The 23,126-nt window shown below is 64.9% G+C and carries 24 protein-coding genes; 15 read left to right on the forward strand and 9 right to left on the reverse strand.

Annotation, left to right across the window (positions count from 1 at the left end; translation table 11 throughout):
- Positions 1 to 23: 23 nt before the first annotated feature.
- The gene (locus G5C33_RS15895) at positions 24 to 1,472 is read right to left on the reverse strand and encodes an FAD-binding oxidoreductase (RefSeq protein WP_165328898.1); all 1,449 of its coding nucleotides are present in this window, start codon (positions 1,470 to 1,472) and stop codon (positions 24 to 26) included.
- Positions 1,473 to 1,589: 117 nt separating this feature from the next.
- On the opposite strand from G5C33_RS15895, the gene G5C33_RS15900 reads away from it, so the two are divergent.
- From G5C33_RS15900 to G5C33_RS15910, 3 genes are all read left to right on the forward strand, one after another.
- A complete protein-coding gene (locus tag G5C33_RS15900) occupies positions 1,590 to 2,129 on the forward strand; it encodes a hypothetical protein (RefSeq protein ID WP_165328038.1) in 540 nt (179 codons plus the stop codon).
- 76 nt (positions 2,130 to 2,205) lie between these two features.
- Entirely contained in the window at positions 2,206 to 3,651 is a 1,446-nt protein-coding gene (locus G5C33_RS15905; protein ID WP_165328039.1) for a DEAD/DEAH box helicase, read from the forward strand.
- A 40-nt stretch (positions 3,652 to 3,691) separates the two neighbouring features.
- Positions 3,692 to 3,898 (forward strand): DUF1289 domain-containing protein, encoded by a 207-nt coding sequence (locus tag G5C33_RS15910; RefSeq protein ID WP_165328040.1) that lies wholly within the window; start codon positions 3,692 to 3,694, stop codon positions 3,896 to 3,898.
- 171 nt (positions 3,899 to 4,069) lie between these two features.
- On the opposite strand, the gene G5C33_RS15915 is transcribed toward G5C33_RS15910, so the two are convergent.
- The 7 genes from G5C33_RS15915 to G5C33_RS15945 all read right to left on the reverse strand — a co-directional run bounded on the left by G5C33_RS15915 (position 4,070) and on the right by G5C33_RS15945 (position 9,703).
- Complete coding sequence (locus G5C33_RS15915; RefSeq protein WP_165328041.1) at positions 4,070 to 4,597, reverse strand: TIGR00645 family protein; 528 nt, start codon at positions 4,595 to 4,597, stop codon at positions 4,070 to 4,072.
- A gap of 62 nt (positions 4,598 to 4,659) precedes the next feature.
- Positions 4,660 to 5,289, reverse strand: a complete 630-nt coding sequence (locus tag G5C33_RS15920) for a glutathione S-transferase family protein (RefSeq protein ID WP_165328042.1) — start codon at positions 5,287 to 5,289, stop codon at positions 4,660 to 4,662.
- Positions 5,290 to 5,579: 290 nt separating this feature from the next.
- Complete coding sequence (locus G5C33_RS15925) at positions 5,580 to 6,251, reverse strand: DUF1013 domain-containing protein (RefSeq protein ID WP_165328899.1); 672 nt, start codon at positions 6,249 to 6,251, stop codon at positions 5,580 to 5,582.
- 160 nt (positions 6,252 to 6,411) lie between these two features.
- Entirely contained in the window at positions 6,412 to 7,434 is a 1,023-nt protein-coding gene (locus G5C33_RS15930; protein ID WP_165328043.1) for a glycosyltransferase family 4 protein, read from the reverse strand.
- A gap of 14 nt (positions 7,435 to 7,448) precedes the next feature.
- Positions 7,449 to 8,324, reverse strand: coding sequence for a UDP-2,3-diacylglucosamine diphosphatase (locus tag G5C33_RS15935; protein ID WP_165328044.1), 876 nt, complete (start codon positions 8,322 to 8,324; stop codon positions 7,449 to 7,451).
- A gap of 105 nt (positions 8,325 to 8,429) precedes the next feature.
- On the reverse strand, positions 8,430 to 8,588 hold the full coding sequence (locus G5C33_RS15940; RefSeq protein ID WP_165328045.1) for a hypothetical protein: 159 nt from the start codon (positions 8,586 to 8,588) through the stop codon (positions 8,430 to 8,432).
- Positions 8,589 to 8,722: 134 nt separating this feature from the next.
- Positions 8,723 to 9,703, reverse strand: coding sequence for an NAD(P)H-quinone oxidoreductase (locus tag G5C33_RS15945; RefSeq protein ID WP_165328900.1), 981 nt, complete (start codon positions 9,701 to 9,703; stop codon positions 8,723 to 8,725).
- A gap of 129 nt (positions 9,704 to 9,832) precedes the next feature.
- Between G5C33_RS15945 and G5C33_RS15950 the strand changes: the two genes are divergently transcribed.
- The 4 genes from G5C33_RS15950 to G5C33_RS15965 all read left to right on the forward strand — a co-directional run bounded on the left by G5C33_RS15950 (position 9,833) and on the right by G5C33_RS15965 (position 14,483).
- Positions 9,833 to 10,030, forward strand: a complete 198-nt coding sequence (locus G5C33_RS15950; RefSeq protein WP_165328901.1) for a DUF1192 domain-containing protein — start codon at positions 9,833 to 9,835, stop codon at positions 10,028 to 10,030.
- 139 nt (positions 10,031 to 10,169) lie between these two features.
- On the forward strand, positions 10,170 to 12,485 hold the full coding sequence (gene clpA / locus G5C33_RS15955) for an ATP-dependent Clp protease ATP-binding subunit ClpA (protein WP_165328046.1): 2,316 nt from the start codon (positions 10,170 to 10,172) through the stop codon (positions 12,483 to 12,485).
- A 292-nt stretch (positions 12,486 to 12,777) separates the two neighbouring features.
- A complete protein-coding gene (locus G5C33_RS15960; RefSeq protein ID WP_165328047.1) occupies positions 12,778 to 13,746 on the forward strand; it encodes a hypothetical protein in 969 nt (322 codons plus the stop codon).
- Positions 13,747 to 13,805: 59 nt separating this feature from the next.
- Positions 13,806 to 14,483: a hypothetical protein gene (locus G5C33_RS15965; RefSeq protein WP_165328048.1), complete on the forward strand. Its 678-nt coding sequence runs from the start codon at positions 13,806 to 13,808 to the stop codon at positions 14,481 to 14,483.
- On the opposite strand, the gene G5C33_RS15970 is transcribed toward G5C33_RS15965, so the two are convergent.
- Entirely contained in the window at positions 14,480 to 15,694 is a 1,215-nt protein-coding gene (locus G5C33_RS15970; protein WP_165328049.1) for a DUF418 domain-containing protein, read from the reverse strand. The genes G5C33_RS15965 and G5C33_RS15970 overlap by 4 nt on opposite strands.
- 133 nt (positions 15,695 to 15,827) lie before the next feature.
- On the opposite strand from G5C33_RS15970, the gene G5C33_RS15975 reads away from it, so the two are divergent.
- The 8 genes from G5C33_RS15975 (at position 15,828) to coaD (ending at position 23,059) form a co-directional block, all read left to right on the forward strand.
- The gene (locus tag G5C33_RS15975; protein WP_165328050.1) at positions 15,828 to 17,516 is read left to right on the forward strand and encodes a GGDEF domain-containing protein; all 1,689 of its coding nucleotides are present in this window, start codon (positions 15,828 to 15,830) and stop codon (positions 17,514 to 17,516) included.
- Positions 17,517 to 17,579: 63 nt separating this feature from the next.
- Positions 17,580 to 17,786 carry a hypothetical protein gene (locus G5C33_RS15980; protein ID WP_165328051.1) on the forward strand — a complete coding sequence of 69 codons (207 nt, stop codon included), beginning with the start codon at positions 17,580 to 17,582 and terminating at the stop codon, positions 17,784 to 17,786.
- Positions 17,787 to 17,838: 52 nt separating this feature from the next.
- A complete protein-coding gene (locus G5C33_RS15985) occupies positions 17,839 to 19,542 on the forward strand; it encodes a long-chain-fatty-acid--CoA ligase (protein ID WP_165328052.1) in 1,704 nt (567 codons plus the stop codon).
- A gap of 48 nt (positions 19,543 to 19,590) precedes the next feature.
- On the forward strand, positions 19,591 to 20,601 hold the full coding sequence (locus G5C33_RS15990) for a serine hydrolase domain-containing protein (RefSeq protein ID WP_165328053.1): 1,011 nt from the start codon (positions 19,591 to 19,593) through the stop codon (positions 20,599 to 20,601).
- 67 nt (positions 20,602 to 20,668) lie between these two features.
- Positions 20,669 to 20,914 (forward strand): exodeoxyribonuclease VII small subunit, encoded by a 246-nt coding sequence (locus G5C33_RS15995; RefSeq protein ID WP_165328054.1) that lies wholly within the window; start codon positions 20,669 to 20,671, stop codon positions 20,912 to 20,914.
- Between the two features lie 59 nt (positions 20,915 to 20,973).
- Entirely contained in the window at positions 20,974 to 21,819 is an 846-nt protein-coding gene (locus tag G5C33_RS16000; protein ID WP_206518720.1) for a polyprenyl synthetase family protein, read from the forward strand.
- A gap of 7 nt (positions 21,820 to 21,826) precedes the next feature.
- A complete protein-coding gene (locus G5C33_RS16005) occupies positions 21,827 to 22,498 on the forward strand; it encodes a GH25 family lysozyme (protein WP_228275097.1) in 672 nt (223 codons plus the stop codon).
- Between the two features lie 54 nt (positions 22,499 to 22,552).
- Entirely contained in the window at positions 22,553 to 23,059 is a 507-nt protein-coding gene (gene coaD / locus G5C33_RS16010; protein WP_165328055.1) for a pantetheine-phosphate adenylyltransferase, read from the forward strand.
- The last annotated feature ends 67 nt before the right edge of the window (positions 23,060 to 23,126 follow it).

Here is a 23,126-nt window from a genome sequence, read left to right on the forward strand (position 1 = left end):
CCTGAAACGCGTTTGGCCGCTGTCTATGGCGCCCCGCGCGCGGGCGCAAGCGCCACCAGCTTCCCCGGATTGAAGATTCCGCCCGGATCCATCGCCTGCTTGATCGCACGCAGCGCCGCCATCCGCGCCGGCGGGCTCAATCGCTCCAGCTCGGCGCGCTTCATCTGTCCGATCCCGTGCTCGGCCGAGATCGATCCCCCTGCCGCGACCACCAGATCATGGACGAAGCGGGAGATTTCGGGCGCATCCCCGGCATACCAGGCGTCGCGATCGACACCCGCGGGCGCACGAACATGGAAGTGAACGTTACCATCGCCGAGATGCCCGAACGCCGTGGCATGGGTTCCGGGATAGCGCTGCTCGGCCGCCGCCGCCGCCTCGATCATGAAACGCGGCATGTCCGGGACCGGGACGGAAATGTCGTGCTGGACCGCCGGGCCGCTCGCGCGCTCCGCTTCGGACAGCGAATCGCGCAGGTGCCAGAAGGCTTCCGCCTGCGCCTCGCTGGCGGCGATGACCGCGTCCTGCGCCACCCCCGCCTCGAGCGCCTCGAACAAGAGGCGTTCGAGCAGTTTGCTCGGCGGCTCGTCCGAAACGCCAGCCGCGACGCTTTCGATGAGCACATGCCAGTCATGCCGCCCCTCAAGCGGCGACCGCGTGCCGGGCACATGCCCCAGCACGGCGTCCAGCGAATCGCCGGGGATGATCTCGAAACTCTCGATCGTCGTCGTGCGCTCCTCCATCCGGCGCAGCAGATCGAGCGCCGCTTGCGGGCTTTCGAGGCCCACCCAGGCCACAGCCCTCGCGGCGATCGCCGGCACCAGCTTGAGGCTCGCCGCAGTAACGACGCCCAGCGTCCCTTCCGCGCCGATCATCAACTGGTTCAGATCATAGCCGCGATTGTCCTTCTTGAGCGCGGCGAGCCCGTCATGCACCGACCCGTCGGGCAGCACCGCCTCCACCCCCGCGACCAGCGCGCGCATCGTGCCGAAGCGCAGCACCTGCGTACCGCCCGCATTGGTGGAAACCAGCCCGCCGATCGTCGCACTGCCCCGCGCGCCCAGCGTCAGCGGAAACCGCCGCCCCTTCTCCAGCGCGGCGGCGTGGAGATCGGCGAGGATCACGCCCGCTTCGGCGACGGCGAGCATATCGGGCGCGGACAGCGACCGGATCCGGTTCATGCGCCGAAGCGAGAGGATCAGCGCCGATCCGTCCGCCGGCGGCGTCGCTCCGCCGACCATCGAGGTATTGCCGCCCTGCGGCACCAGCGCCACGCCCGCATCGGCGGCGAGCGCGACGATCGCAGCGACTTCCTCGGTTGCGGCCGGTGACAGGATTGCGGGCGCGGCGCCGTGATAGCGGCCGCGCCAGTCGCTGTTCCACGGCGCAACATCGTCGGGATCGGTGGTCACCGCCTTGTCGCCAAAGCGCGCGCGGACGGTTTCTATCAGTCGGGTCTGGTCAGGAGTCATGGGCGAAACCAATATCAGCGTGCGCACGCGACGTCTCCCTTTTCGCCTGCAGGCACGCGGTGCGACGCCCCCGCAACGAGCGGCTCGCATCCGCGGCATTTCGTGGCAGCATGTGGCATGGCACGGATATGGGAAGCGACCGGCCAGGTGATCCGGGCATTGTTCAGCGCGATTTTCACGCTGGTGCTGGGCTTGCTGATGCTCGCCGGCTCGGTTCGCATTGCCGACGCGTTCGCGCTGCCGCTTTACGTCTATGCGCTGGGCGTGATCGCCTTTCTCGCGTTGACGACCGCCTATCTTGTCGGTGCCATCCTGCTGCTGCGCCCGCGGTATCTCGCCCATTTCCTCTACATGGTCTTGCTGATGCCCGCTGTCTTCATCGCAAACCGGTTTGCAGGGCAGCTTGTGGAGTTGTGGCAAGTGCCGCGATCGATCCCGGCGATCTCGCTGCTGCTTCATGTGAACGGGCTGATCGAAACGGCGCTGGCACGCGTGACACGGGCGGCAGGCGTTCCGCCGCCCGCACTGCCGGAGACGCCCTTTGGGCAGGGTGATTTCCTTCCCTGGTCATCACATTCGATGGCGCTGATCGCGGCAAGCATCGCCGGCTGCGCGCTTTGCGCCCTGATCTGGGGGAAACATGGCGCAAAAACTTGACATTCGCGCCTGAATCCGCAAGCGCGTGTCGCGCTAGCACCGGCGCTCTTTCGCGCCCGATTTTCCGGACATTTGCATGAACTTTGCCGATCTCGGCCTTTCCGATGAACTCCTACGCGCCGTAAACGAGTCAGGCTATACCGAGCCGACTCCGATTCAGGCGAGCGCGATCCCCAGTGTGCTGATGATGCGCGACCTGATCGGTGTCGCGCAGACCGGCACGGGCAAGACCGCCAGCTTCGTGCTGCCGATGATCGACATCCTGGCACAGGGGCGCAGCCGCGCGCGGATGCCGCGCAGCCTGATCCTTGCCCCGACCCGCGAACTCGCCGCGCAGGTGGCGGAGAATTTCGAGAAATACGGCAAATATCACAAGCTGAGCCTTGCCCTGCTGATCGGCGGCGTTTCGATGGGCGATCAGGTCAAGGCGCTCGAAAAGGGTGTCGACGTGCTGATCGCAACGCCGGGCCGCCTGCTCGACCTGTTCGGGCGCGGCAACATCCTGCTCACCGGCTGCGAATTGCTGGTGATCGACGAGGCGGACCGGATGCTCGACATGGGGTTCATCCCCGATATCGAGGAAATCTGCACCAAGCTGCCCAAGACGCGGCAGACTTTGCTCTTTTCGGCCACTATGCCCGCGCCGATCAAGAAGCTGGCCGACAAGTTCCTCTCCAATCCCAAGACGATCGAAGTCGCCCGCCCCGCGACGACGAACATGAACATCACGCAGAAGCTGGTTCCGGTCTCCTCCGCGGGCCACGCCAAGCGCAAGGCGCTGCGCGCGATGCTCGACAGCGAGGACATCCACACCGCCATCATCTTCTGCAACCGCAAGACGACGGTGCGCGAGCTCAACAAGAGCCTGAAACGCTACGGCTATCGCTCGGGCGAGATTCACGGCGACATGGATCAGCCGGCGCGGCTCGCCGAGCTCGACCTGTTCAAGAAGGGCGAAGTCAACATCCTCGTCGCGTCGGACGTCGCGGCGCGCGGGCTCGACATCAAGGGCGTCAGCCACGTCTTCAATTTCGACGCGCCCTGGCATCCCGACGATTATGTCCACCGCATCGGCCGCACCGGCCGCGCGGGAGCGAGCGGCGTCGCCTATACCTTCGTGACGTCGGACGATGTCGAGAATATCGAGAATATCGAGAAGCTGACCGGCCAGAAGATCGAGCGGATGGGTGAAACGCCGGGCAGCGGTGACGCCGCGACCGACGCGGCCGAGGAAAAGCCCGCCCGCAAACGTGCGCCGGCCAAGAGCCGGAGCGGCACCGGCCGCCGGTCCGGCGCCAAGGACAAGGCGAGCGAAAGCGAAACGCCGCCTGCCGAGGAAGCGGCACCCGAACCGGCCGAGACCGCCGAAGCGGCACCCAAGCCCAAGCGGACGCGCGGGGGCAGCAAGGCATCGGCGCGCAAGAAGCCCGCCGAAGAACCGGCTTCCAGCGCCGCCGACGGCGAGGAAGCGGGCTGGAACGGCCCGGTGCCGGACTTCCTCAACTACGGCTTTGGCGGCTGATCCGCGACGCGGACGGCATCGAACGGCTGCAGGCAGCGCGATGGACGACGGACTGATCGAATACGAAACGCCGCAGCCGGTAGAGAGCCCCTGCGTCAATATCTGCCGCATCGATCGCAAGACCGGCTGGTGCGAAGGCTGCGCCCGGACGAGCGACGAAATCGCGCGCTGGGGCGGCACGAGCGACGCCGATCGGCGTGCGATCCTCGACGCGCTGCCGGGACGGCGCGAGCGACAGGGCGACTGAATCGCTGACCCAAAGGCAGGCGCTATCCTTTATCGCGCCATTTTCCGTCATCCCTGCGCAGGCAGGGATCCATGTCTCTCTCCGCATGGGGCACCGCTCGCGGCAAGAGAGACGGGCCCCTGCCTTCGCAGGGGCGACGAAAGAGAGGATCGCTGTAGAATTCGCTTCCGCTCACCCCGACGAGCTCTTGCTGCCCCGCGCCGAGAGGTAATCGGTGAGCGCCGAAAGCACCGCCGTCACAACGAAGGCGAAGTGGATGATCGTCGCCCACATCAGATCGTGGCCGTCGACCGGCTTCTGGCCGATGCCCATGAACAGCTTGAGCAGCTGAATCCCCGAAATCGCGACGATCGAGGCATAGAGTTTGAGCTTCAGCCCCGAGAAGGTCGTCGTCCCCATCCAGCCGGGGCGATCCTCATGCCCCTCGGTGTCGATCTTCGACACGAAGCTCTCATATCCCGCGAGGATCACCACCAGGATCAGGTTCGCCGCCAGCGCGAGATCGAGCAGAGTCAGCACCTTGAGGATCGCGACTTCGACGGTCATCGTCAGCGCCTCGGGCACCGCGCCGAGGAAGGTGCGGACGAAGACGACCAGCAATAGCAGCAACGCCGCGATCAGCCCGACATAGAAAGGCGCCAAAATCCAGCGCGACGCGAACAGCGCCGTTTCGAACCAGTGCTCAAGCTTCTTCCACATGCACGCTTCCCCCTTGCCGCATTGTTTCCTCAAGCGCGGACAAGGCGCAAGCGAAAGCGCGCTCAGGCGGCGGGGGCTTGCTGCGGCATCAGCGCGTCGTCCTTTTCGTTGCCGCGCCTGTACGCGTCGCGCTCGGCGAGGCGTCCGGCATAGTCCTGGAACGCCGCGCGGTCGGGCATCCAGCCGAACTGCATCCCCCACATCACCTGCGATCCGACATAGACATCGGCCGCAGTGAAACGGTCCCCGGCGATATAGGGGTGCGCCGCGACTGCCTTTTCGAACGTGGCGATCGCCCGGTCGTAATCGCCATAGCCGAACGACCGCCCCTGTTCGGCACTCGGCTCGAACTTGGCGTTGTGGTTGGTGACTGCCTGTTCGAGCGGCCCGGCGGCAAAGAACAGCCAGCGATAATAGTCCGCGCGCTCCTCCTCGGTCGGCGCCAGCCCGGCATCGGGGAAGGCATCGGCGAGATAGGCGCAGATCGCGGCGCATTCGGTGACCACCCGCCCCTTGTGGACGATCGCGGGCACTTTCCCCATCGGATTGATCGTCAGATATTCGGCGCCCTTCATGCTGTCGGCATAACCGAGCACGCGCGTCTCGTAATCGGCGCCGGTCTCCTCCAGCATCCAGCGGATGATCCGCCCGCGCGACATCGGGTTTGTGTAGAAAACCAGTTCGTCCGTCATCCGAAACCTCCCTGCCCGCGACTCATGCAGCAACGGAACAAATAAAGAACGCAATTCCGGGGGCGGTCAAGATACCTTCCCCGGAAACCGCAGAAATACGTGCAAAGTTCGCACCGGGTCGCAATGCAACATGCGTGCGCGCGCTCACGCGCTCACGCGCGCGCGTACGCGCGAGTCAGGCCCCGCCCTGCGGCGTGATATCGCCAACGAAAAGCCCCTCTGCCGCATGGGCAAAGGGGCTATCGAATTGCTTGCCTGTAGGACAGCGCTTTCTCGCGCCGCCCGGAAGGTCAGCGCTTGAACGGATCCTCGAACGCCGGCTTGGGCGCTTCGCCTTCGCCCGCTTCGGCGGCGGCCGCCGCTTCGGCGTCGCGCGCGGCCTGTTCACGCTGCATCCGCAGTTCCTCGATCAGCGCTTCGCGATCGCCTTCGAGGCGGCTGTCGGTCGGCGCTTCGATGCCCGCCTGCTTGGCGGCCTTGGCGACGATCGCGTCGAGTTCGCGCTGCGAGCACAGGCCGAGCGTCACCGGATCCTTCGGAACGATGTTCGCGATGTTCCAGTGCGTGCGGTCGCGGATCGCGGCGATCGTCGTGCGCGTGGTGCCGATCAGCTTGCCGATCGCACCGTCGGAGATTTCCGGGTGGTTGCGCAGGATCCAGGCGATGCCGTCGGGCTTGTCCTGCCGCTTCGACACCGGCGTGTAGCGCGGCCCCTTGGTACGGCGGACCTGATCGGGCCCCTTCGACATCTTGAGGCGATAATCGGGGTTTTCCTGACCCTTCTCGATCTCCTCCATCGTCAGTTCATGCGCACGAACCGGATCACGACCGGTCAGCTTGGTCGCGGCCATATCGTCGGCGATCGCCTGCACTTCCAATATGTGCAGACCGCAGAAATCCGCGATCTGATCGAAGGAAAGCGCGGTGTTGTCGACCAGCCAGGAAGCGGTCGCGTGCGGCATCAGCGGCTGGGCTTGGGCCACGGGACATTCTCCAGAAACAATAAGGGCCGCCCTACCCGGGCGGCCGTAAACATGGCTGACTTAGTGCGAGCCGCGCGCGGGGGCAAGGTTTCAGTTGCGCGACAGCGCGATGAATCGGGCGCCGAACGGGCGTGACGGATCAGGCCGCGATCCGCACGTCGCCGATATAGACGAGCGCGCTGAGAAACTGGCGCGCGCTCGATGCCCAGGTGAAGGTGCTGCCATAGGCCGCGCATGCAGCCCGATCGCAGGTCAGCGCGCGACCGATGGAATCGGTAAGGTCTTCACCCATCGCGCCGACGCGATCGTCGAGGATGTCGACCGGCCCGGTCACCGGATAGGCGGCGACGGGCACGCCGCAGGCCAGCGCCTCGATCATCACCAGCCCGAATGTGTCGGTCCTGCTGGGGAAGACGAACACATCGGCGGCGTTATAGGCGCTCGCCAGCTCGGCCCCGAACATCGCGCCGAGGAAGCGCGCCTCGGGATATTTCGCCTCGAGCGCCGTCCGTGCCGGGCCGTCGCCGACCACCACCTTGGTCCCGGGGTACGAGGATTTGAGGAACGCCTCGAGATTCTTCTCCACCGCGACGCGGCCGACATAGAGCTGTATCGGCCCTTCCAGCCCGCGCATTTTCGGATGCGGGACGATGCCCGGACGGAAATTGTCGAGATCGACGCCGCGACCCCAGTGGCGAACCTGCGGCAATCCGTGATCGACCAGCGACTGCCGAATCGACGGCGTCGACGCCAGGATCGCCGCCGACGGCCCGTGGAACCAGCGGATATAGCGCCAGATCCACTCCGCCGGCACGCCCGAGCGCGCCGATACATAATCGGGAAACTGCGTGTGATAGGCAGTGGTGAACGGCAATTGCCGGCGCAGGCACCAGCGCCGCGCGGCGACGCAGAGCGGGCCTTCCGTCGCCAGGTGAATCGCCTCGGGTTCGAATTCGCGCAGCAGCGCGCCGACCTGCGCCACCCGTGCCAGCGCCAGCCGGATTTCGGGATAGGTCGGGCACGGCACCGAATAGAAACGGTCGGGCGAGATCACCATGACCTCATGCCCCATCTTTTCCAGTTCGCGCTGAACGGACTGGAGCGTGCGCACGACGCCGTTTACCTGCGGCTCCCAGGCGTCGGTGACGATTGCGATGCGCACGCTCTGCTCCTCGCTCACGCGGCCGCCAGTGCCGCGACTCCTGACGCGCTGCGCGCTGCCATCTCGTCGGCCCAATGAAGAATCTCCATCGTGCCGTCGTAATGCTCGACCAGCGCAGTGCAACCCTCGACCCAATCGCCGTCGTTATAATAGGCGACGCCATCAATCTCGCGCATCTCGGCGGTGTGGATGTGCCCGGCGACGACGCCGTCCACGCCGCGCGCGCCCGCTTCGCGCGCCACGATTTCCTCGAACCGGCCGATGAACTCGACGGCGTTCTTGACCTTCGCCTTGGCGTATTTGCTGAGCGACCAATAGGGCAGGCCGAAGACGCGCTGGAAGCCCGCCACCCAGCGATTGAGCGCCATCATCGCGGTGTAGGCGGCGTCACCCAGATGCGCGAGCCAGCGGTGCGACAGCGTGATCGCGTCGAATTCGTCGCCGTGCAGCACCAAGAGGCGACGGCCGTCGGCGGTTTCGTGGATCGCCTGACGCCGGATTTCGACACCGCCGAAATTGAGCCCGGTGAACTGGCGGAAAATCTCGTCGTGGTTGCCCGGGATATACACCATCCGCGTGCCGCGCTTGGCGCGCTTGAGCACGCGCCAGAGGATGTCGTTATGCGTGCTGGGCCAGTAGAATTTCTTCTTCATCTGCCAGCCGTCGATGATGTCGCCGACCAGATACATGGTGTCGCTGTCGACATGGTCGAGAAAGTCGATCAGCATCGCCGCGTTGCAGCCGCGCGTGCCGAGATGGACGTCGGAAATCCAGACGGTCCGGTATTTGCGCCGCTCGGTCACTGCCTTTTCGGGCGTGGACGGACGCGAAACGGCAAATTCGGAAAGCGCGGCAAGATCGCGAGAACGAAGCTTGGTGACGGAAGCCATATGCCCCTGGGCCCTCGTGCAATTCTTCGAATGCCGACGGCCTATGCAGGGGAATTGTTACATTTCGAATCGTCGCGACGTCATCCTATCGTCACATCACGGCGATTATTTCGAAGCGCGCACCAGCCGCCAGCGCGGCCCGCTGCGCACCATCCGCCGCCCGCAACCGATGCAGCGGCTGTACATCACCCCGTCCTTGACGGTGACTCCGCGATCTCTCTTGTGTCGCCCGATCAGACATCGGGTCAATTGCATGAGCTTCATGGCCGATCTCCCGCTCGGCCTTTCCGCACCGCTCCCCTGAGCGGAATGTATCAAAACAGTCGAACTACCTCAAATCGGCCAGGTGATCGCACCGGCTCGCCCGATTGCACTTCGAACCGGCGCGCGCGACGCGCTCACGCCATCGTCAGAACGATCTTCCCGATATGCTCGCTGCTTTCCATCCGCCGGTGCGCCTCGGCGGCCCGGTCGAGCGGAAATGTGCGATCGAGGACCGGCTTCAACTGGCCGGCCTCCACGTGGGGCCACACCGTGCGCGCCAGTTCGTCGGCGACGAGCGACTTGAACGCGGTATCGCGACCACGCAGCGTCGATCCGGTCAGCGTCAGGCGGCGGCGCATGATTTCGAAGATCGGAATTTCCGCCTTCGCCCCGCCCATGATCGCGATTGAGACATGGCGGCCGTCCTCGGCCATGCATTTGATGTTGCGCGCGACATAATCGCCACCGATCATGTCGAGCACGGCGTCGACTCCCGCCCCGCCGGTGATTTCCTTCACCCGTTCGACGAAGTCCTCGGTCTTATAGTTGACTGCATGATCGGCGCCGTGCGCTTTCGCGGCGGCGCATTTTTCGTCCGATCCGGCAGTGACGATGATGGTCACTCCGAACAGGTTGCACAGCGAAATCGCCATCGTGCCAATGCCGCTGGTGCCACCATGAACCAGGACGGTGTCACCTTCCTGGGCATAGGCGCGCTCGAACAGATTGGTCCACACGGTGAACAGCGTTTCCGGCATCCCCGCAGCCTCGGCCATCGTCAGCGATTCGGGCACCGGCAGGCACTGGCCCTCGGGCGCCACGGCATATTCGGCGTAACCGCCGCCCGCGATCAGTGCACAGACCGGCTGACCGAGAATTTCCTGCGGCACGCCTTCGCCAAGCGCGACCACTTCCCCGGCGACTTCGAGCCCCGGAATGCTCGGCGCGCCCGGCGGCGGCGGATACATTCCCCTGCGCTGCATGACATCGGGCCGATTGACGCCCGCGGCGGCGACGCGGATCAGCACCTCGCCCGCCCCCGGCTGCGGCACCGGTCGTTCGACCGGCACAAGCAGATCGGGCCCGCCGGCCTCGGCGGGATCGATCGCATGCATTGTCGCTGGCACCGGCATCGCCCGCTACGCCCCCCGGCTCTAGATGGCTGAACGGGCCCGGAGATTTCCGGGTCCGGTTTTGAACGGGGCCTTATTGACTTCATGCGCCGGACGGTCAACGCTAGAGACATGGACGCCGACGAGAATCTCCCGCGTCGCAAGGACGATCCGGTGGGTCAGCTGGCCCGCCAGGATCTCGATCCGCTTTCGGTCGAGGAACTGGAAGCGCGGATCGCCGCGCTGGAAACCGAAATCGTCCGAACGCGCGAGAAAATAAAACGCGCCGTTAACCATCGCGCAAGCGCGGACGCTCTATTTAAGAAATGAGCACAGTCGCACCGGAGCCGGGCACTATGCCGAAAACCTCCGGGGCGGAGCCGCTGCGCTTGATGCGAAGGCTCGCCATCCCGACATTGGGAGAAAGGAGCCGGTGTGTCACTACCGGCTCGACTGGAGTAACTAACTGATGCCAAGCTTTGCTTCCGCACTCGAATCCACGCTGCACAAGGCGCTCGAAGCCGCTTCGTCGCGTCGTCACGAATATGCGACGCTGGAGCACCTGCTTCTCGCACTGATCGATGACGAACACGCATCGAAAGTGATGAGCGCATGCGGCGTCGATCTCGGCGAGCTGAAGACCACGGTCGCCCATTATCTCGACACCGAGCTCGAGGCGCTCAAGGTCGACCAGTCGACCGACCCCTCCCCCACCAGCGGGTTTCAGCGCGTGGTTCAGCGCGCGATCCTGCACGTCCAGTCCTCGGGCCGCGACGAAGTGACGGGCGCCAACGTGCTCGTCGCATTGTTCAGCGAGCGCGAAAGCTATGCCGTCTATTTCCTGCAACAGCAGGATATGAGCCGCCTCGACGCGGTCAGCTTTATCAGCCACGGCGTCGGCAAGGGCGGCCAGCCGGTCGAATCGAACACGCCCAAGGGCGCCGAGGAGCAGAAAGAGGCCAAGCAGGACAAGGGCGGCAAGGGCGAAAGCGCGCTCAAGCAGTTCACCGTCGACCTCAACGAAAAGGCCAAGAACGGCAAGGTCGATCCGCTGATCGGCCGCTCCGCCGAAGTCGATCGCACCGTCCAGATCCTGTGCCGCCGCAGCAAGAACAACCCGCTCTATGTAGGCGATCCGGGCGTGGGCAAGACCGCCATCGCCGAGGGACTGGCGCGCAAAATCGTCGAAGGCGACGTGCCCGATGTGCTCAAGGAAGCGGTGATCTATTCGCTCGACATGGGCGCGCTGCTCGCCGGCACGCGCTATCGCGGCGATTTCGAGGAGCGGCTGAAACAGGTCGTGTCGGAGCTGGAAAAGCTGCCGCACGCGATTCTGTTCATCGACGAGATTCACACCGTTATCGGCGCCGGCGCGACCAGCGGCGGGGCGATGGACGCGTCGAACCTTCTCAAGCCCGCACTGTCGGGCGGTACGATCCGCTGCATCGGATCGACCACCTACAAGGAATTCCGCAACCATTTCGAGAAGGACCGGGCGCTGCTCCGGCGTTTCCAGAAGATCGACGTCAACGAGCCGTCGGTCGAGGATACGATCAAGATCCTGACCGGGCTGCGCACGGCGTTCCAGGAGCATCACGACGTCCGCTACACGCCCGACGCGATCAAGGCGGCGGTCGAATTGTCGTCGCGCTACATCAACGACCGCAAGCTGCCCGACAAGGCGATCGACGTGATCGACGAGGTTGGCGCGATGCAGATGCTGGTGCCGCCCAGCCGCCGGAAAAAGACGATCACGCCCAAGGAAGTCGAGGCCGTGATCGCGACGATGGCGCGCATCCCGCCGAAGAGCGTTTCGAACGACGACACCAAGGTGCTCGCCAGCCTCGAAACCGATCTCAAGCGCGTCGTGTTCGGCCAGGATCATGCGATCGAAGTGCTGTCATCGGCGATCAAGCTGTCCCGTGCGGGTCTGCGCGATCCCAACAAGCCGATCGGCAACTACCTCTTCTCCGGCCCGACCGGCGTCGGCAAGACCGAGGTGACGCGCCAGCTCGCCGAGATCCTGGGCATTCCGCTCCAGCGGTTCGACATGTCCGAATATATGGAACGCCATTCGGTCAGCCGGCTGATCGGCGCGCCTCCAGGCTATGTCGGCTATGATCAGGGCGGCCTGCTGACCGACGCGGTCGACCAGCAGCCGCATTGCGTGCTGCTGCTCGACGAAATCGAGAAGGCGCATCCCGATCTGTTCAACATCCTGTTGCAGGTGATGGACAACGGCAAGCTGACCGATCACCACGGCAAGACAGTGGATTTCCGCAACGTCATCCTGATCATGACGACCAATGCGGGCGCCAGCGACATGGCCAAGGAATCGATCGGCTTCGGCAACATCAGCCGCGAGGACGTGCAGGAAGACGCCGTGAAAAAGCTCTTCACGCCGGAGTTCCGCAACCGCCTCGATGCGATCGTACCGTTCGGATACCTGCCGACCGAAGTGGTCGAGCGCGTGGTCGAGAAGTTCATCCTGCAGCTCGAACTGCAGCTGGCCGACCGCAACGTCCATATCAGCCTCGACGACGAGGCGAAGGCGTGGATGACCGAGCGCGGCTATGACAAGCTCTATGGCGCGCGCCCGATGGGGCGCCTGATCCAGGAGAAGATCAAGCAGCCGCTCGCCGAGGAACTGCTGTTCGGCAAGCTTGTCCACGGCGGCGAAGTGAAGGTGCGGATGAAGGACGAGGCGCTTTCGTTCGAAATCACGCCCGCCCCGCCGAAAAAGCCGGGCGGCAAGAAGAAGAAGGCACCCGCCAAGGCGAAGTGAGCTTCTTCACACGACATGCGAACGGGCCGGGGGCAACTCCGGCCCGTTTTTTGGTCGCACCGTCGCTGGGCAGTTGCGCTCGGCCTCAGCGCCCGGCTTTCGGCATTGATGGTTAGGCAATCCTACCACCTGATCCTCCCCCGCCAGGGGGAGGTGGCGCCAACGGCGTCGGAGGGGGCGGGCGGCGGTGTCCTTCGAAGGATTTCCTGCCCTCCCCCTCCGTCACGCTGCGCGTGCCACCTCCCCCTGGCGGGGGAGGATTGGCAGCTATTTGTCCTGATGGGGGTCATGAATGCATCTTGTTCGCACGGGGCTGCTTGCCATTCTGCTGGCGCTGACAACCATCCGACCCTCTCTCGCTCAGGACCGCCCCGATCCACGCAACTTCGTCTTCCTGGGTGGCGATGCCGCCGCCGATCATGCCGCGCTGATCGCCCGGCCAGATATCGAAGGCGCGCAGATCGTCTATAGCTGGCGCCAGCTCGAACCGCGCGAAGGCGAATATGACTTTTCGGCCATCGAAGCCGATCTGGCGACGCTCGACGCGCTCGACGCCGTGCTGTTCGTGCAGCTTCAGGACCGGTTCTTTTCGGCCGCGGCGCGCCGTCTGCCCGACTATCTGCTTACCGAACCGCGCTATGGCGGCGGGCTGGCACGACAGTATGACAATCCCGGCGAAGGCGAACCGGTGGGGCATGGCTGGACGGCGATGCAATGGAACGATGCGCTGCGCGCGCGTTTCCAGGCGCTGATCGCGGCGCTGGGCGAGCGGTTCGACGGGCGGCTATACGGCATAAACCTGCCCGAAACTGCGTTCGACCGCGTCGAGGGAAGCGACCCGCAGGGCTTTACCTGCGACGCCTATTTCGACGCCGCGCTCGACAATATGCGCGCGCTGCGGGCGGCGTTCACGAAGACGCAGGTCGTGCAATACGTCAATTTCTGGCCGTGCGAATGGAATAACGACCATCGCTATATGGAGCGCGTCTTCGTACTGGCGGCGGCCGAGGGCATCGGCATGGGCGGACCCGATATCGTGCCACACCGTCCCGGTCAGATGCGCAACAGCTATCCCTTTTTCCACTGGCATCACGACGCATTGCCGCTGGTCGCGATGGCAGTGCAGGAACCGACGCTGACCTATACCAATCCGCAGACCGGCGAGCGCTTCACTCGCGAGGATTTCGTCGCCTTCGCGCGCGACTATCTGGGCGTCGACATCATCTTCTGGAGCGCTCGGGCGCCGTGGCTCGCCGAATGAGACCAAGTGTTCGCCGGGGCTTTTCCGGTGGCACCGGATGACTATGCTGGCGCGCAACGATGGGGGGACGAAATTTGCGCATCACCATACTGGTTCCGGCCCTGGCACCGATACTCGTGGCAGGCTGCGGCCCGAGCGAGGACGAAATCGCCAATCGCGTCGCCGCCGAAGTGTCGCGTCGGCTGAACGCCCAGCAGGCCGATGAAAAGGCCAAAGCCGAAGCCTCCGAAAAAAGCGCGGCCGAGCGCGCTCGCGAGCAGCGGGCGCTGCGTGAGGATATCGCCGATGCCCGTACCATCGTGCTCGAACGGATGGACGAGATTCGCGATCTGGCGATCGAAGGCAGCGGCGGCCGGTCGATGCGCTTCCAGCTCGCTGTCACCAATCTCGACAATGTCTCCTGGGAATGGAGCGAACGGCTGCTGGTGGTGAACGAGGATGCCGAGGGCAATGGCAGCGGCTTTGCCGACGACATCAAATACACGATCGACCCGCGCGATATCGGCCGCGTGCGCAAGGCGACGTTCCACGGCTATCCCGCCGTCCGGTTCGACTGCGCGAGCGGCGAATGCATCACCGCGCGCGGCGAGAAGCGCGAAGGCACCGATGACGGGTTCACCGAGCGCGAGGTCAATGAACGGCGCGCCTACAATGTCTGGCCGGTAGCGAGCGAAAGCGATGCGGAGCGGGTGGTACGCGCGCTCGATACGATCGTCACCGCGTCGAAGGCGCTCTAGAAAGCCGCCGGCGCCGCCGGCTTCGCTTCGCGCCGAAGCAGCGGCACCTTGCGCCCCCAATAGGTCAGCGCGCGCCAGACCCATTCGAGCGGACCGTATCGGAACCAGTGCAGCCAGACCGCCGCAAAGGCCATCTGCAGCGCGATCCCGCCCAGCCCGAGCCATAGCCGCTGCCACGCGTCGAGCTTGTCGTGCAGCGCAAGGCCGAAGCCGTAGAAGAGCGGCAGGCAGACGATCGACTGCGCCACATAGAGCGTCAGCGTGAGGCGGCCCATCGGCACCAGCGGCTGGAGGATGTGGCGAACGAAGGTACGGCTGAGCGCGACGATCACCAGCATCCAGGTCATCGATCCGGCGAAATCATACCAGCTGCCGATCAGCCAGGTGAAGGCGCGCACCGCGCCATCGCTCCATCCGGCCGTGCGGAATGCCTCGATCAGCGGATGGAGCGCGAAATACATGATCAGGGCGAAACCACCGATCAGCACGAAGGCGATCCAGCGCTGCCTGGTATAGCGGCCGGGGTCGGCGAAAAAGCCGATCCGGCCGAGCAGCAGCCCGATCAGATACAGGCCGAAAATCTGCACCATCCGGCCCGATTCGATCGCGTACCACCATTTCGGCCATTGCCCGATCCACAGGTTGGTGCGCAGCACGTCCCAATAGCTGCCGTGGAGATAGACGCGCATCGCCGGGTCCTGCCAGTGCGTCGGCGGATTGCCGGGGCCGGGATAGCCGGTGAACCACGATATCGCGATCTGGGCGATGCCGATCGGCCCGGCGAGGCAGAAGATCGCGATCGCCAGGATGACGCGATTGTCCTTGATCCGGTTGACCAGCAGCAGCGGAAATCCGAGCAGCGCCAGCGTCTGCATGATGTCTCCGCGATAGATATAGGTGTGGATCGTCGCGATCCCGAACAGCAATGTCAGCCGCCAGGCGAAGCGCGCGGTAAAATCCTCGCCGCGCTTTTCGGCGCGGTCCATCAGGATGAAGAAGCTGAATCCGAAGCACATGGCGAGGAGCGCGAAGCTCTTGCCCATCAGCAGCATGAAGACCGCGTCGGACGGCGGCGCCGATACCGGATGCATCCAGTGCAGCTCGAAGCTTTCCATGACATGGACGAGGAACAGCCCCGCCAGCGCGAATCCGCGAAGCATGTCGACGGTTTCGATGCGCTGATTTCCGCGCGCCTGCCCCGTTTGCACCATATATTTCCTCCCCGGCGGGCACCATGAACCGTTACGTTCGGCCGAGCGCGGTCCCTTCGCGGAAAATTGGTAAATGTCCAGCCGGGCAGCGCGTGTTTACGCTTTATTCGCTACGCGGGCGCAAGGACGAATCATGTCCGGTTTTCAGATCGCGCGCCGTTTCGCGGTGTTGTGGGCCCTGGTGGTGGCCTGCCTCTGCGCGCCTGCCGGATATGCCCAGACGCCGGTGCCGGGCAACAGCCTCTCGACATGCATCGCGCGCGACACCGGTCAGGCGGCGACGGCGATGCTCGCAGATCCGGCGGCGTTCGACTGTTCGACCAGCCAGACCGATTTCGGCCCCGGTGATTTCTGGGCCATCTCGCAACCGTTCAGTCGACAATCGACGGAGGCGCTGCCGCTGACGGTGCGCGTCGCGAGCCTCTGGCAAGGCGGCCTCGATCTTCACATCGCCTATGCCGACGGACATGTCGAAACGATCGTCGCCGATGCGCGCGGCGTCACGCAGCGGATCCAGCTCGGGGCGCTTGTCGAATATGCCATTCCGCCGCGCGACGCGCCCGCCGTCCGGCTGCTCTGGCATGTCCGGGAATCGGCCAACATGCGCGGCATCCTGCTGGGCGCACGGCTTTCGGATGCGCAGGCGAGCAACCGGGCCAATCTGCTCTCTGCGGCGATCTATGCGGGATTTGCCGGGCTCTGCCTCGCGCTGCTGATCTATAACTTCGCGCTGTGGGGAGCGCTGCGCCACCGGTTCCAGCTTGCCTATTGCGCGATGGTGGCGGCGCTGCTGCTTTATTCGGTGTCGGCATCGGGCGCGATGGCGTGGCTGATGCCGGACATTTCGAACAATCTGCGGCTGCGCGTGAATTATTTCACGATCAGCCTCGCCGCCGCCGCCGCGCTGCAATTCATGCGCTTCTATTTCGAGCCGCACATCTTCGCGGGGCGGATGGACCGGTTGATGAAGCTTGGCTCGATCGCGCTGGCACTCGGCGGCGGCGCCTTCTTCCTCTTCGCGCCATTGCACGTCCGGTCGATGGATATGCTGGTGACCGCGCTGTTCGTCGGTTGCGGGCTGCTGATCCCGGCCGCCTTGTGGCGCACCTTTCGCCGGCGCAGCACCTATCGCTGGCTGTTCACCTTTGCCTGGGCGGCGCCGGTGGTGGGCGTCGTGGCCCGGTCGATGGGCAATATGGGGCTGATCCCCTGGAGCTTCTGGCTCGACAATTCTTCGATCGCGGCAATGGCGGCCGAGGCCGCGATCTCCAGTCTGGCGATCGCCTATCGCATCCGCGTGCTGAGCCGCGAGCGCGACAGCGCGATCGAAGGCGAAGTGATGGCGCGCCGCCTGGCCGACACCGATCCTCTGACCGGTCTGTTCAACCGACGCGCGTTCCTGGTCGCGGCGATCGGCCGCGAAGGCACGCAGCAGTTGCTGCTGGCCGACATCGATCATTTCAAGCGCGTCAATGATACGCTGGGCCATGACGGCGGCGACGAAGTGCTGCGCGTCTTCGCCCGCACGCTGCGCCTGTGCGTTCCGCCCGATGCGCTGGTCGCGCGGATCGGCGGCGAGGAATTCGCGATCGTCAGCGATGCCGGCGATCCGGTCGAGCCGGGCGACTTGCTTGCGAAGCTTCGCCGCGCGCCCTTCCCCTTCGATCTGCGCGTAACCGCCAGCATCGGTACGTGCAGCGGGCCGCTGACCAGCGAGGCAGATTGGAAGCGGCTGTATCGCTGCGCCGACGAGGCGCTGTTCGAAGCCAAGGCATCGGGCCGCGATCGCTGGCGGGGCAGCGACACGCGCTTTGCGGCCTGAATCCGCCCAAGCCCCCGCAACTGCTTGCTTGCCGAACAGCCGGTTTTTCATTAACGAAAGCCAATGGATCGCAAGACCCTTCCCGTCTTCGCGGCAATCGCGCTGATCGTGGCGGCTGTGGCTGTTACGCCGCGTCCGCATGCCGATATCCAGCTGATGACGCACGACGCCGCCGACACCGCCCCGCACAAATTGCAGGCGGCGGTCGATCTGGGCGTGGTCGTGATTTCGTTCCTCTATACCTGGACGGGCAACGCCGTAGCGCGATAATCCGCCAAAACGCGTATTGCCCCGCGCGGGCAGCAGACTTACATCGCTGTCAATGACTACTCCCGAAGAAGCTTGGCGCAGCAGCTATCGCCACCCCGGTCCGTGGGACATGGACTTCCCGCCGATGTCGCTCGTCGACTTGTTCGAGGAGAGCGCGCGCCGATGCGGCGACAAGCCGCTGCTCGATTTCATGGGGCGGCACTACAGCTATGCCGAAACGCTGGACGGCGCCAATCGCGTCGCCTGCGGGCTGCGCAAGCTGGGCTATGGCGAAGGCGACCGGATCGGCCTCTTCCTGCCGAATGTCCCGCACTATGTCGCGGCCTATTACGGCATCCTCAAGCTCGGTGCGACGGTGGTCAATTTCTCGCCGCTCTACACCGTCGACGAACTGGCGCATCAGGTCGAGGATTCGGGGACGCGCGCGCTGTTCACGATCTCGGCCAAGGCGCTGCTGCCGACCGCGCTCAAGGTGCTCGACGCGAGCAAGCTCGACCGGCTGGTGGTGGGATCGGTGGCAGGCGCGCTGCCGACGACCAAGTCGATCTTCTACCGCCTGTTCCGCGGCTCCGAAGTCGCCAAACGGCCCGACGACCCGCGGATCATGGCCTTTTCGAAACTGATCGAGAATGACGGCGCCTGCCGCGCGCCCTCACTCGATCCCGAAACCTCACTGGCGCTGATCCAGTATACCGGCGGGACGACCGGCACACCCAAGGGCGCGATGCTGACGCACCAGAATCTGTCGGCCAATGCGCGGCAGGTGGCGCGGCTCGACCCGCAGCTCGGCGCCGCGGTCGATCGCGTGCTCGGCGTGCTGCCGATGTTCCATGTCTTCGCCAATACCTGCGTCCTCAACCGCACCGTGGCAACGGGCGGCGAGATCGTGATGCTGCCGCGCTTCAACGCCGCGCAGGCGCTGTCGGCGATCGAACGGACCAAGGTGACCGCCCTGCCCGGCGTTCCGACCATGTACCAGGCGCTGCTCGACAATCCCAAGCTGGCGAGCACCGATTTTTCGAGCCTGCGCGTCTGCATTTCGGGCGGCGCGCCGCTCGCCGCCGAGCTCAAGACCAAGTTCCAGAACGCGACCGGTGCGACTCTGATCGAAGGCTATGGCCTGTCGGAAAGCTCGGGCGTGGTTTCAAGCAATCCCTATGAGGCCGAAGGCAAGGCGGGCACGATCGGCCAGCCGATCGCGGGGACCAGGGTCAAGCTCGTCGACAAGGCCGATCCGCACAAATCCGTCCCCGAAAGCGAACCGGGTGAAATCGTCGTCAGCGGCCCGCAGATCATGAAGGGATACTGGAACCGCCCCGAAGCGGATGCCGCGGTATTCCTCGACGAAGGCGGCGGCCACCGCTGGCTGCGCACCGGCGATGTCGGCACGATCGACGAGGACGGCTTCATCCGCATCGTCGACCGGTTGAAGGACATGATCGCCGTCGGCGGGTTCAAGGTGTTCCCCAGCCAGCTCGAATCGGTTCTTTATCGTCATCCGGCGGTGAAGGAAGCGCTCGTGATCGGCATCCCGGACGATTATCACGGCGAAATGCCCCGCGCCTTCGTGACACTGAACGAAGGCGAATCGGTAAGCGGCGGAGAGCTGCTCGAATGGCTCAACCCGCAACTCGGCAAGCATGAACGCTGCGACAAGGTGGTGATCCGCGAGGAGCTTCCCAAGACGATGATCGGCAAGCTGAGCCGCAAGGATCTGGTCAAGGAAATCGAGGCCGAAAACCAGTCTGGATCGTAAACCGGGCCGAAGCTTGCCCAGCTGTGTTATACGTGCAATACAGTGGAGATGAAGAAACATCTCCTCGCTTCGGCGCTTTCGATTTCTACCGTCGTCATGCTGGCCACGCCCGCGCTGGGCCAGGAAGTGCAGCAGCAGTCGAGCTATGTCGAAACCCGGCTGAACGCCGAGGGCGACTTCGTCACGACGCCGCATGGCGCGGGCCGCGAGAACGCGCTCTATCAGGCCGGGTCGATTTCCAAATATGCCTGCTCGATCGCCGCGCTGGACCTGCAGCGGCAAGGCAAGCTGAGGCTCAGCGACACGCTGGCCGATCTGCTTCCCGGCTATACCGGCACACGGGCAGGCGAGATCACGCTCGAACAGCTGCTGCGGAACCGGTCCAGCATCGCCGACGGACTGATGGCGGCGGTGCGCGAGGACCCGCAAGCCACGCTGGCGCTGGAGCTCACTCCGCTCGAAGCCGCCAATCGCTTCGGCACCGGCTATACCGGGCATCAGCCCGGCGAAGCCTTCGAATATATGATCCTCAACTGGGCGTTCGTGCAGGCGATTCTGGAGCGCGCCGCCGACAAGCCGATCGCCCGGATCCTGGACGAGACCGTGTTCGCGCCCGCGGGCATGGCGCATTCGACCAGCTTCGTCGGGTCGCTGCCCGGTCCCGATCCGGTCGCGCCGGTGGGTCAGGTATTGCCGATGCCGAGCTATCTGGTCTGTGCCGGCGGCGTTGCTTCGACGCCCGCTGATCTGATCCGGCTGCTGCGCTATCCCTATACCGACGGCTATCCCGAAGCCGATCGCCGCGCGCTGGAGGCTGTTGCGAGCCCCGACAGCCATTATGCGCTCGGCGGCCGCACGCGCTATTTCACTGTCGAAGGCGTGACGCACAATCTGAGCTGGAAGAGCGGCAGCAACGGCGCGTTCAAGTCGCGCGCCGCCTATGATCCGGTCACCGGGCTCGGCTATGCGGTCGTCACCAACGAAGGCGACAACGGACTGCTTTACGACCTGACGGCAGGCTGGGTGCACGATATGCTGGGCGTCGAGATCACGGACTGAGCCGGCGTGATGATCGCCGCCGCATCTCCGGTTGCAATCGCGCCCGCCCCTGCCGCATAGCGATGTCATGGCAGAGGAAGCGGAAATCGCCGAACTTTCGTTCGAGCAGGCGTTGAAGAAACTCGAATGGATCGTGGGCCGGCTGGAGAGCGGCGAAGCCGAGCTTCAGGAGGCGATCGACCTCTATGAGGAAGGCGACCGTCTGCGGCGCCAATGTGCCTCGCGGCTCGATGCGGCGCAGGCGCGGATCGAAGCGATCAAGCTCGATTCCACGGGCGAGCCCTCGGGCACCACGCCCTTTTCGGCAGGCTGAGCGCAGTGGGCCAGGCCTCGCTCGCGCTCGGCGCGGCACTCAGGGACGTCGCCGAGGAAATGGACCGGCAGTTCGACCGGCTGCTGGCCGTTCCCGACGATTCCCGCGCCGAACTCTATCAGGCGATGCGCCATGCGGCGATGGGCGGCGGCAAGCGGCTGCGGCCGCTGCTGGTATTCGCCACCGCCAGGCTGTTCGGGGTTGATCGCGCCTGTACGGCGCGCGTCGCGCTCGCAGTCGAGTGCATCCATGTCTATTCGCTGATTCACGACGATCTGCCGTCGATGGACGATGACGACACGCGCCGGGGCAAGCCGACGGTGCATCGCATGTTCGACGAGGCGACCGCGGTGCTGGCCGGAGACTGTCTCCACGCGCTCGCCTTCGAAGTGCTTGCACACGAAGCGACGCATCGCGATCCCTTTGTCCGCAGCGAGCTGATCGCCGCGCTTGCCCATGCGTCCGGCCCGGCGGGCATGGCGGGCGGGCAGATGATGGACCTGAAGGCGGAGAGCGAAAGCTTCGACCTGCCGGCGGTCACGCGGCTGCAGGCGATGAAGACCGGCGCGCTGATTGGCTTTTCGGTCGAGGCGGGCGCGATCCTCGGGCGGCTTTCGCATGAGGGGCGGCGCGGGCTGCATGGCTATGCGCACGATCTCGGCCTCGCCTTCCAGATCGCCGACGATATTCTCGACGCGACGGGCGACGAGGCAAGCGTCGGCAAGAAGCTGCGCAAGGACGGCGAGCAGGGCAAGGAGACGTTCCTGACGCTGCTCGGGCTCGAACGTGCGCGCGAACAGGCCGAGTTGCTGGTCGCCCAGGCGATCGAGCATCTCCACGGCTATGGCGAGGAGGCAGATCTGCTGCGCGACATCGCCCGTTTCGTGCTGGAGCGCGACCGGTAACGGCACGATGCTTCGCCGCACCGCATTTTTCGTCCTGACGCTTGCCGCGCTGCTGATCATCGGCTGGATGATCGCGGCGGACTGGCGCCCGGCGGAGGCCGATTATCCGCGCCAGGGCATCGACGTGTCGCACCATCAGGGCGCGATCGACTGGGACGCGCTGCCCGACGAAGTCGACTTCGCCTATATCAAGGCGAGCGAAGGCGGCGATCACCGCGACGATCGCTTCGCCGAAAACTGGCGCGGCGCGCGGTCGGCCGGAATCGCGCGCGGCGCCTATCACTATTTTTCGCTGTGCACGCCGGGAGCGGAGCAGGCGAACAACTTCATCGCGACGGTTCCGGCGAGCCGCGACATGCTGCCGCCGGCGGTCGATCTGGAATTCGGCGGCAATTGCAGCGAGCGGCTGACGCCCGACGCACTTGCGACCGAACTCACTCTCTTTATCACCCGCGTCGAGGCGCGCTACGGCCGCCGGGTCGTCCTCTATCTGACGCGCGAATTCGAGGGCGGATATGAAATCAGCCGCCGCTTCCCCGATCAGCCTTTGTGGCTGCGCAGCATCGTGCTGAAACCCGATTGGGGCACGCGTCCCTGGAGCCTGTGGCAGGCATCCAGCTTCCGCCGTATTCCCGGCATCAGCGGCGGAGTCGACTGGAACGTCGCCGCGCGGCCTTGACTTGGCACCGGCTGCCCCGCAGCACGTGCCCGACCAAAAGAAGGATTTCCGCACATGACGGTTCGCACCGGCGTCTATCCCGGCACTTTCGATCCGATCACGCTTGGCCATATGGATATCATCGGCCGCGCGGCGAAACTGGTCGACCGGCTGGTAATCGGCGTGACCACCAATCCGTCGAAGAATCCGATGTTCTCGGTCGAGGAACGGATGACGATGGTGAAGCGCGAGGTCGAGAAGTTGGAGGGCGAGATCCACGTCGTCAGCTTCAACGCGCTGCTGATGGATTTTGCCGAGCGCGAGGGCGCAAGCATGATCGTGCGCGGGCTGCGCGCCGTCGCCGATTTCGAATATGAATATCAGATGGCGGGGATGAACCAGCAGCTCAACGACAAGATCGAGACTGTCTTCCTGATGGCCGATGTGTCGCTGCAGCCGATCGCGAGCCGGCTGGTCAAGGAAATCGCGATGTTCGGCGGCGATATCGGCAAGTTCGTGACGCCCGCCGTGGGGGACGAAGTGGTCGCCCGGGTGGCTGAAATCGGCCTGAAAGGCGACTGACGGAACAGCGTTGCGTGCCAAAGGGGCTATCCCGGCAGGGCGATTTTGCCTAAACCGGCGCCCAATT

The organism is Sphingosinithalassobacter tenebrarum (genome assembly GCF_011057975.1).
GTDB classification, from domain to species: Bacteria; Pseudomonadota; Alphaproteobacteria; order Sphingomonadales; family Sphingomonadaceae; genus Sphingomonas; species Sphingomonas tenebrarum.

What these genes read in the sequence shown, in the direction of transcription:
- G5C33_RS15945 (WP_165328900.1), bottom strand. Translation starts at nt 9,703, where the DNA reads ATGCATGCGATCGATCCCGCCGAGGCCGGCGGGCCCGATCTGCTTGTG.
- G5C33_RS16005 (WP_228275097.1), top strand. Translation starts at nt 21,827, where the DNA reads ATGCTTCGCCGCACCGCATTTTTCGTCCTGACGCTTGCCGCGCTGCTG.
- G5C33_RS15895 (WP_165328898.1), bottom strand. Translation starts at nt 1,472, where the DNA reads ATGACTCCTGACCAGACCCGACTGATAGAAACCGTCCGCGCGCGCTTT.
- G5C33_RS16000 (WP_206518720.1), top strand. Translation starts at nt 20,974, where the DNA reads ATGGACCGGCAGTTCGACCGGCTGCTGGCCGTTCCCGACGATTCCCGC.
- G5C33_RS15970 (WP_165328049.1), bottom strand. Translation starts at nt 15,694, where the DNA reads ATGGTGCAAACGGGGCAGGCGCGCGGAAATCAGCGCATCGAAACCGTC.
- G5C33_RS15925 (WP_165328899.1), bottom strand. Translation starts at nt 6,251, where the DNA reads ATGCCGCACGCGACCGCTTCCTGGCTGGTCGACAACACCGCGCTTTCC.
- G5C33_RS15905 (WP_165328039.1), top strand. Translation starts at nt 2,206, where the DNA reads ATGAACTTTGCCGATCTCGGCCTTTCCGATGAACTCCTACGCGCCGTA.
- G5C33_RS15910 (WP_165328040.1), top strand. Translation starts at nt 3,692, where the DNA reads ATGGACGACGGACTGATCGAATACGAAACGCCGCAGCCGGTAGAGAGC.
- G5C33_RS15940 (WP_165328045.1), bottom strand. Translation starts at nt 8,588, where the DNA reads ATGAAGCTCATGCAATTGACCCGATGTCTGATCGGGCGACACAAGAGA.
- G5C33_RS15995 (WP_165328054.1), top strand. Translation starts at nt 20,669, where the DNA reads ATGGCAGAGGAAGCGGAAATCGCCGAACTTTCGTTCGAGCAGGCGTTG.
- G5C33_RS15990 (WP_165328053.1), top strand. Translation starts at nt 19,591, where the DNA reads ATGAAGAAACATCTCCTCGCTTCGGCGCTTTCGATTTCTACCGTCGTC.
- G5C33_RS15985 (WP_165328052.1), top strand. Translation starts at nt 17,839, where the DNA reads ATGACTACTCCCGAAGAAGCTTGGCGCAGCAGCTATCGCCACCCCGGT.
- G5C33_RS15935 (WP_165328044.1), bottom strand. Translation starts at nt 8,324, where the DNA reads ATGGCTTCCGTCACCAAGCTTCGTTCTCGCGATCTTGCCGCGCTTTCC.
- G5C33_RS15900 (WP_165328038.1), top strand. Translation starts at nt 1,590, where the DNA reads ATGGCACGGATATGGGAAGCGACCGGCCAGGTGATCCGGGCATTGTTC.
- G5C33_RS15960 (WP_165328047.1), top strand. Translation starts at nt 12,778, where the DNA reads ATGCATCTTGTTCGCACGGGGCTGCTTGCCATTCTGCTGGCGCTGACA.
- G5C33_RS15965 (WP_165328048.1), top strand. Translation starts at nt 13,806, where the DNA reads ATGGGGGGACGAAATTTGCGCATCACCATACTGGTTCCGGCCCTGGCA.
- coaD (WP_165328055.1), top strand. Translation starts at nt 22,553, where the DNA reads ATGACGGTTCGCACCGGCGTCTATCCCGGCACTTTCGATCCGATCACG.
- G5C33_RS15920 (WP_165328042.1), bottom strand. Translation starts at nt 5,289, where the DNA reads ATGACGGACGAACTGGTTTTCTACACAAACCCGATGTCGCGCGGGCGG.
- G5C33_RS15980 (WP_165328051.1), top strand. Translation starts at nt 17,580, where the DNA reads ATGGATCGCAAGACCCTTCCCGTCTTCGCGGCAATCGCGCTGATCGTG.
- clpA (WP_165328046.1), top strand. Translation starts at nt 10,170, where the DNA reads ATGCCAAGCTTTGCTTCCGCACTCGAATCCACGCTGCACAAGGCGCTC.
- G5C33_RS15915 (WP_165328041.1), bottom strand. Translation starts at nt 4,597, where the DNA reads ATGTGGAAGAAGCTTGAGCACTGGTTCGAAACGGCGCTGTTCGCGTCG.
- G5C33_RS15975 (WP_165328050.1), top strand. Translation starts at nt 15,828, where the DNA reads ATGTCCGGTTTTCAGATCGCGCGCCGTTTCGCGGTGTTGTGGGCCCTG.
- G5C33_RS15950 (WP_165328901.1), top strand. Translation starts at nt 9,833, where the DNA reads ATGGACGCCGACGAGAATCTCCCGCGTCGCAAGGACGATCCGGTGGGT.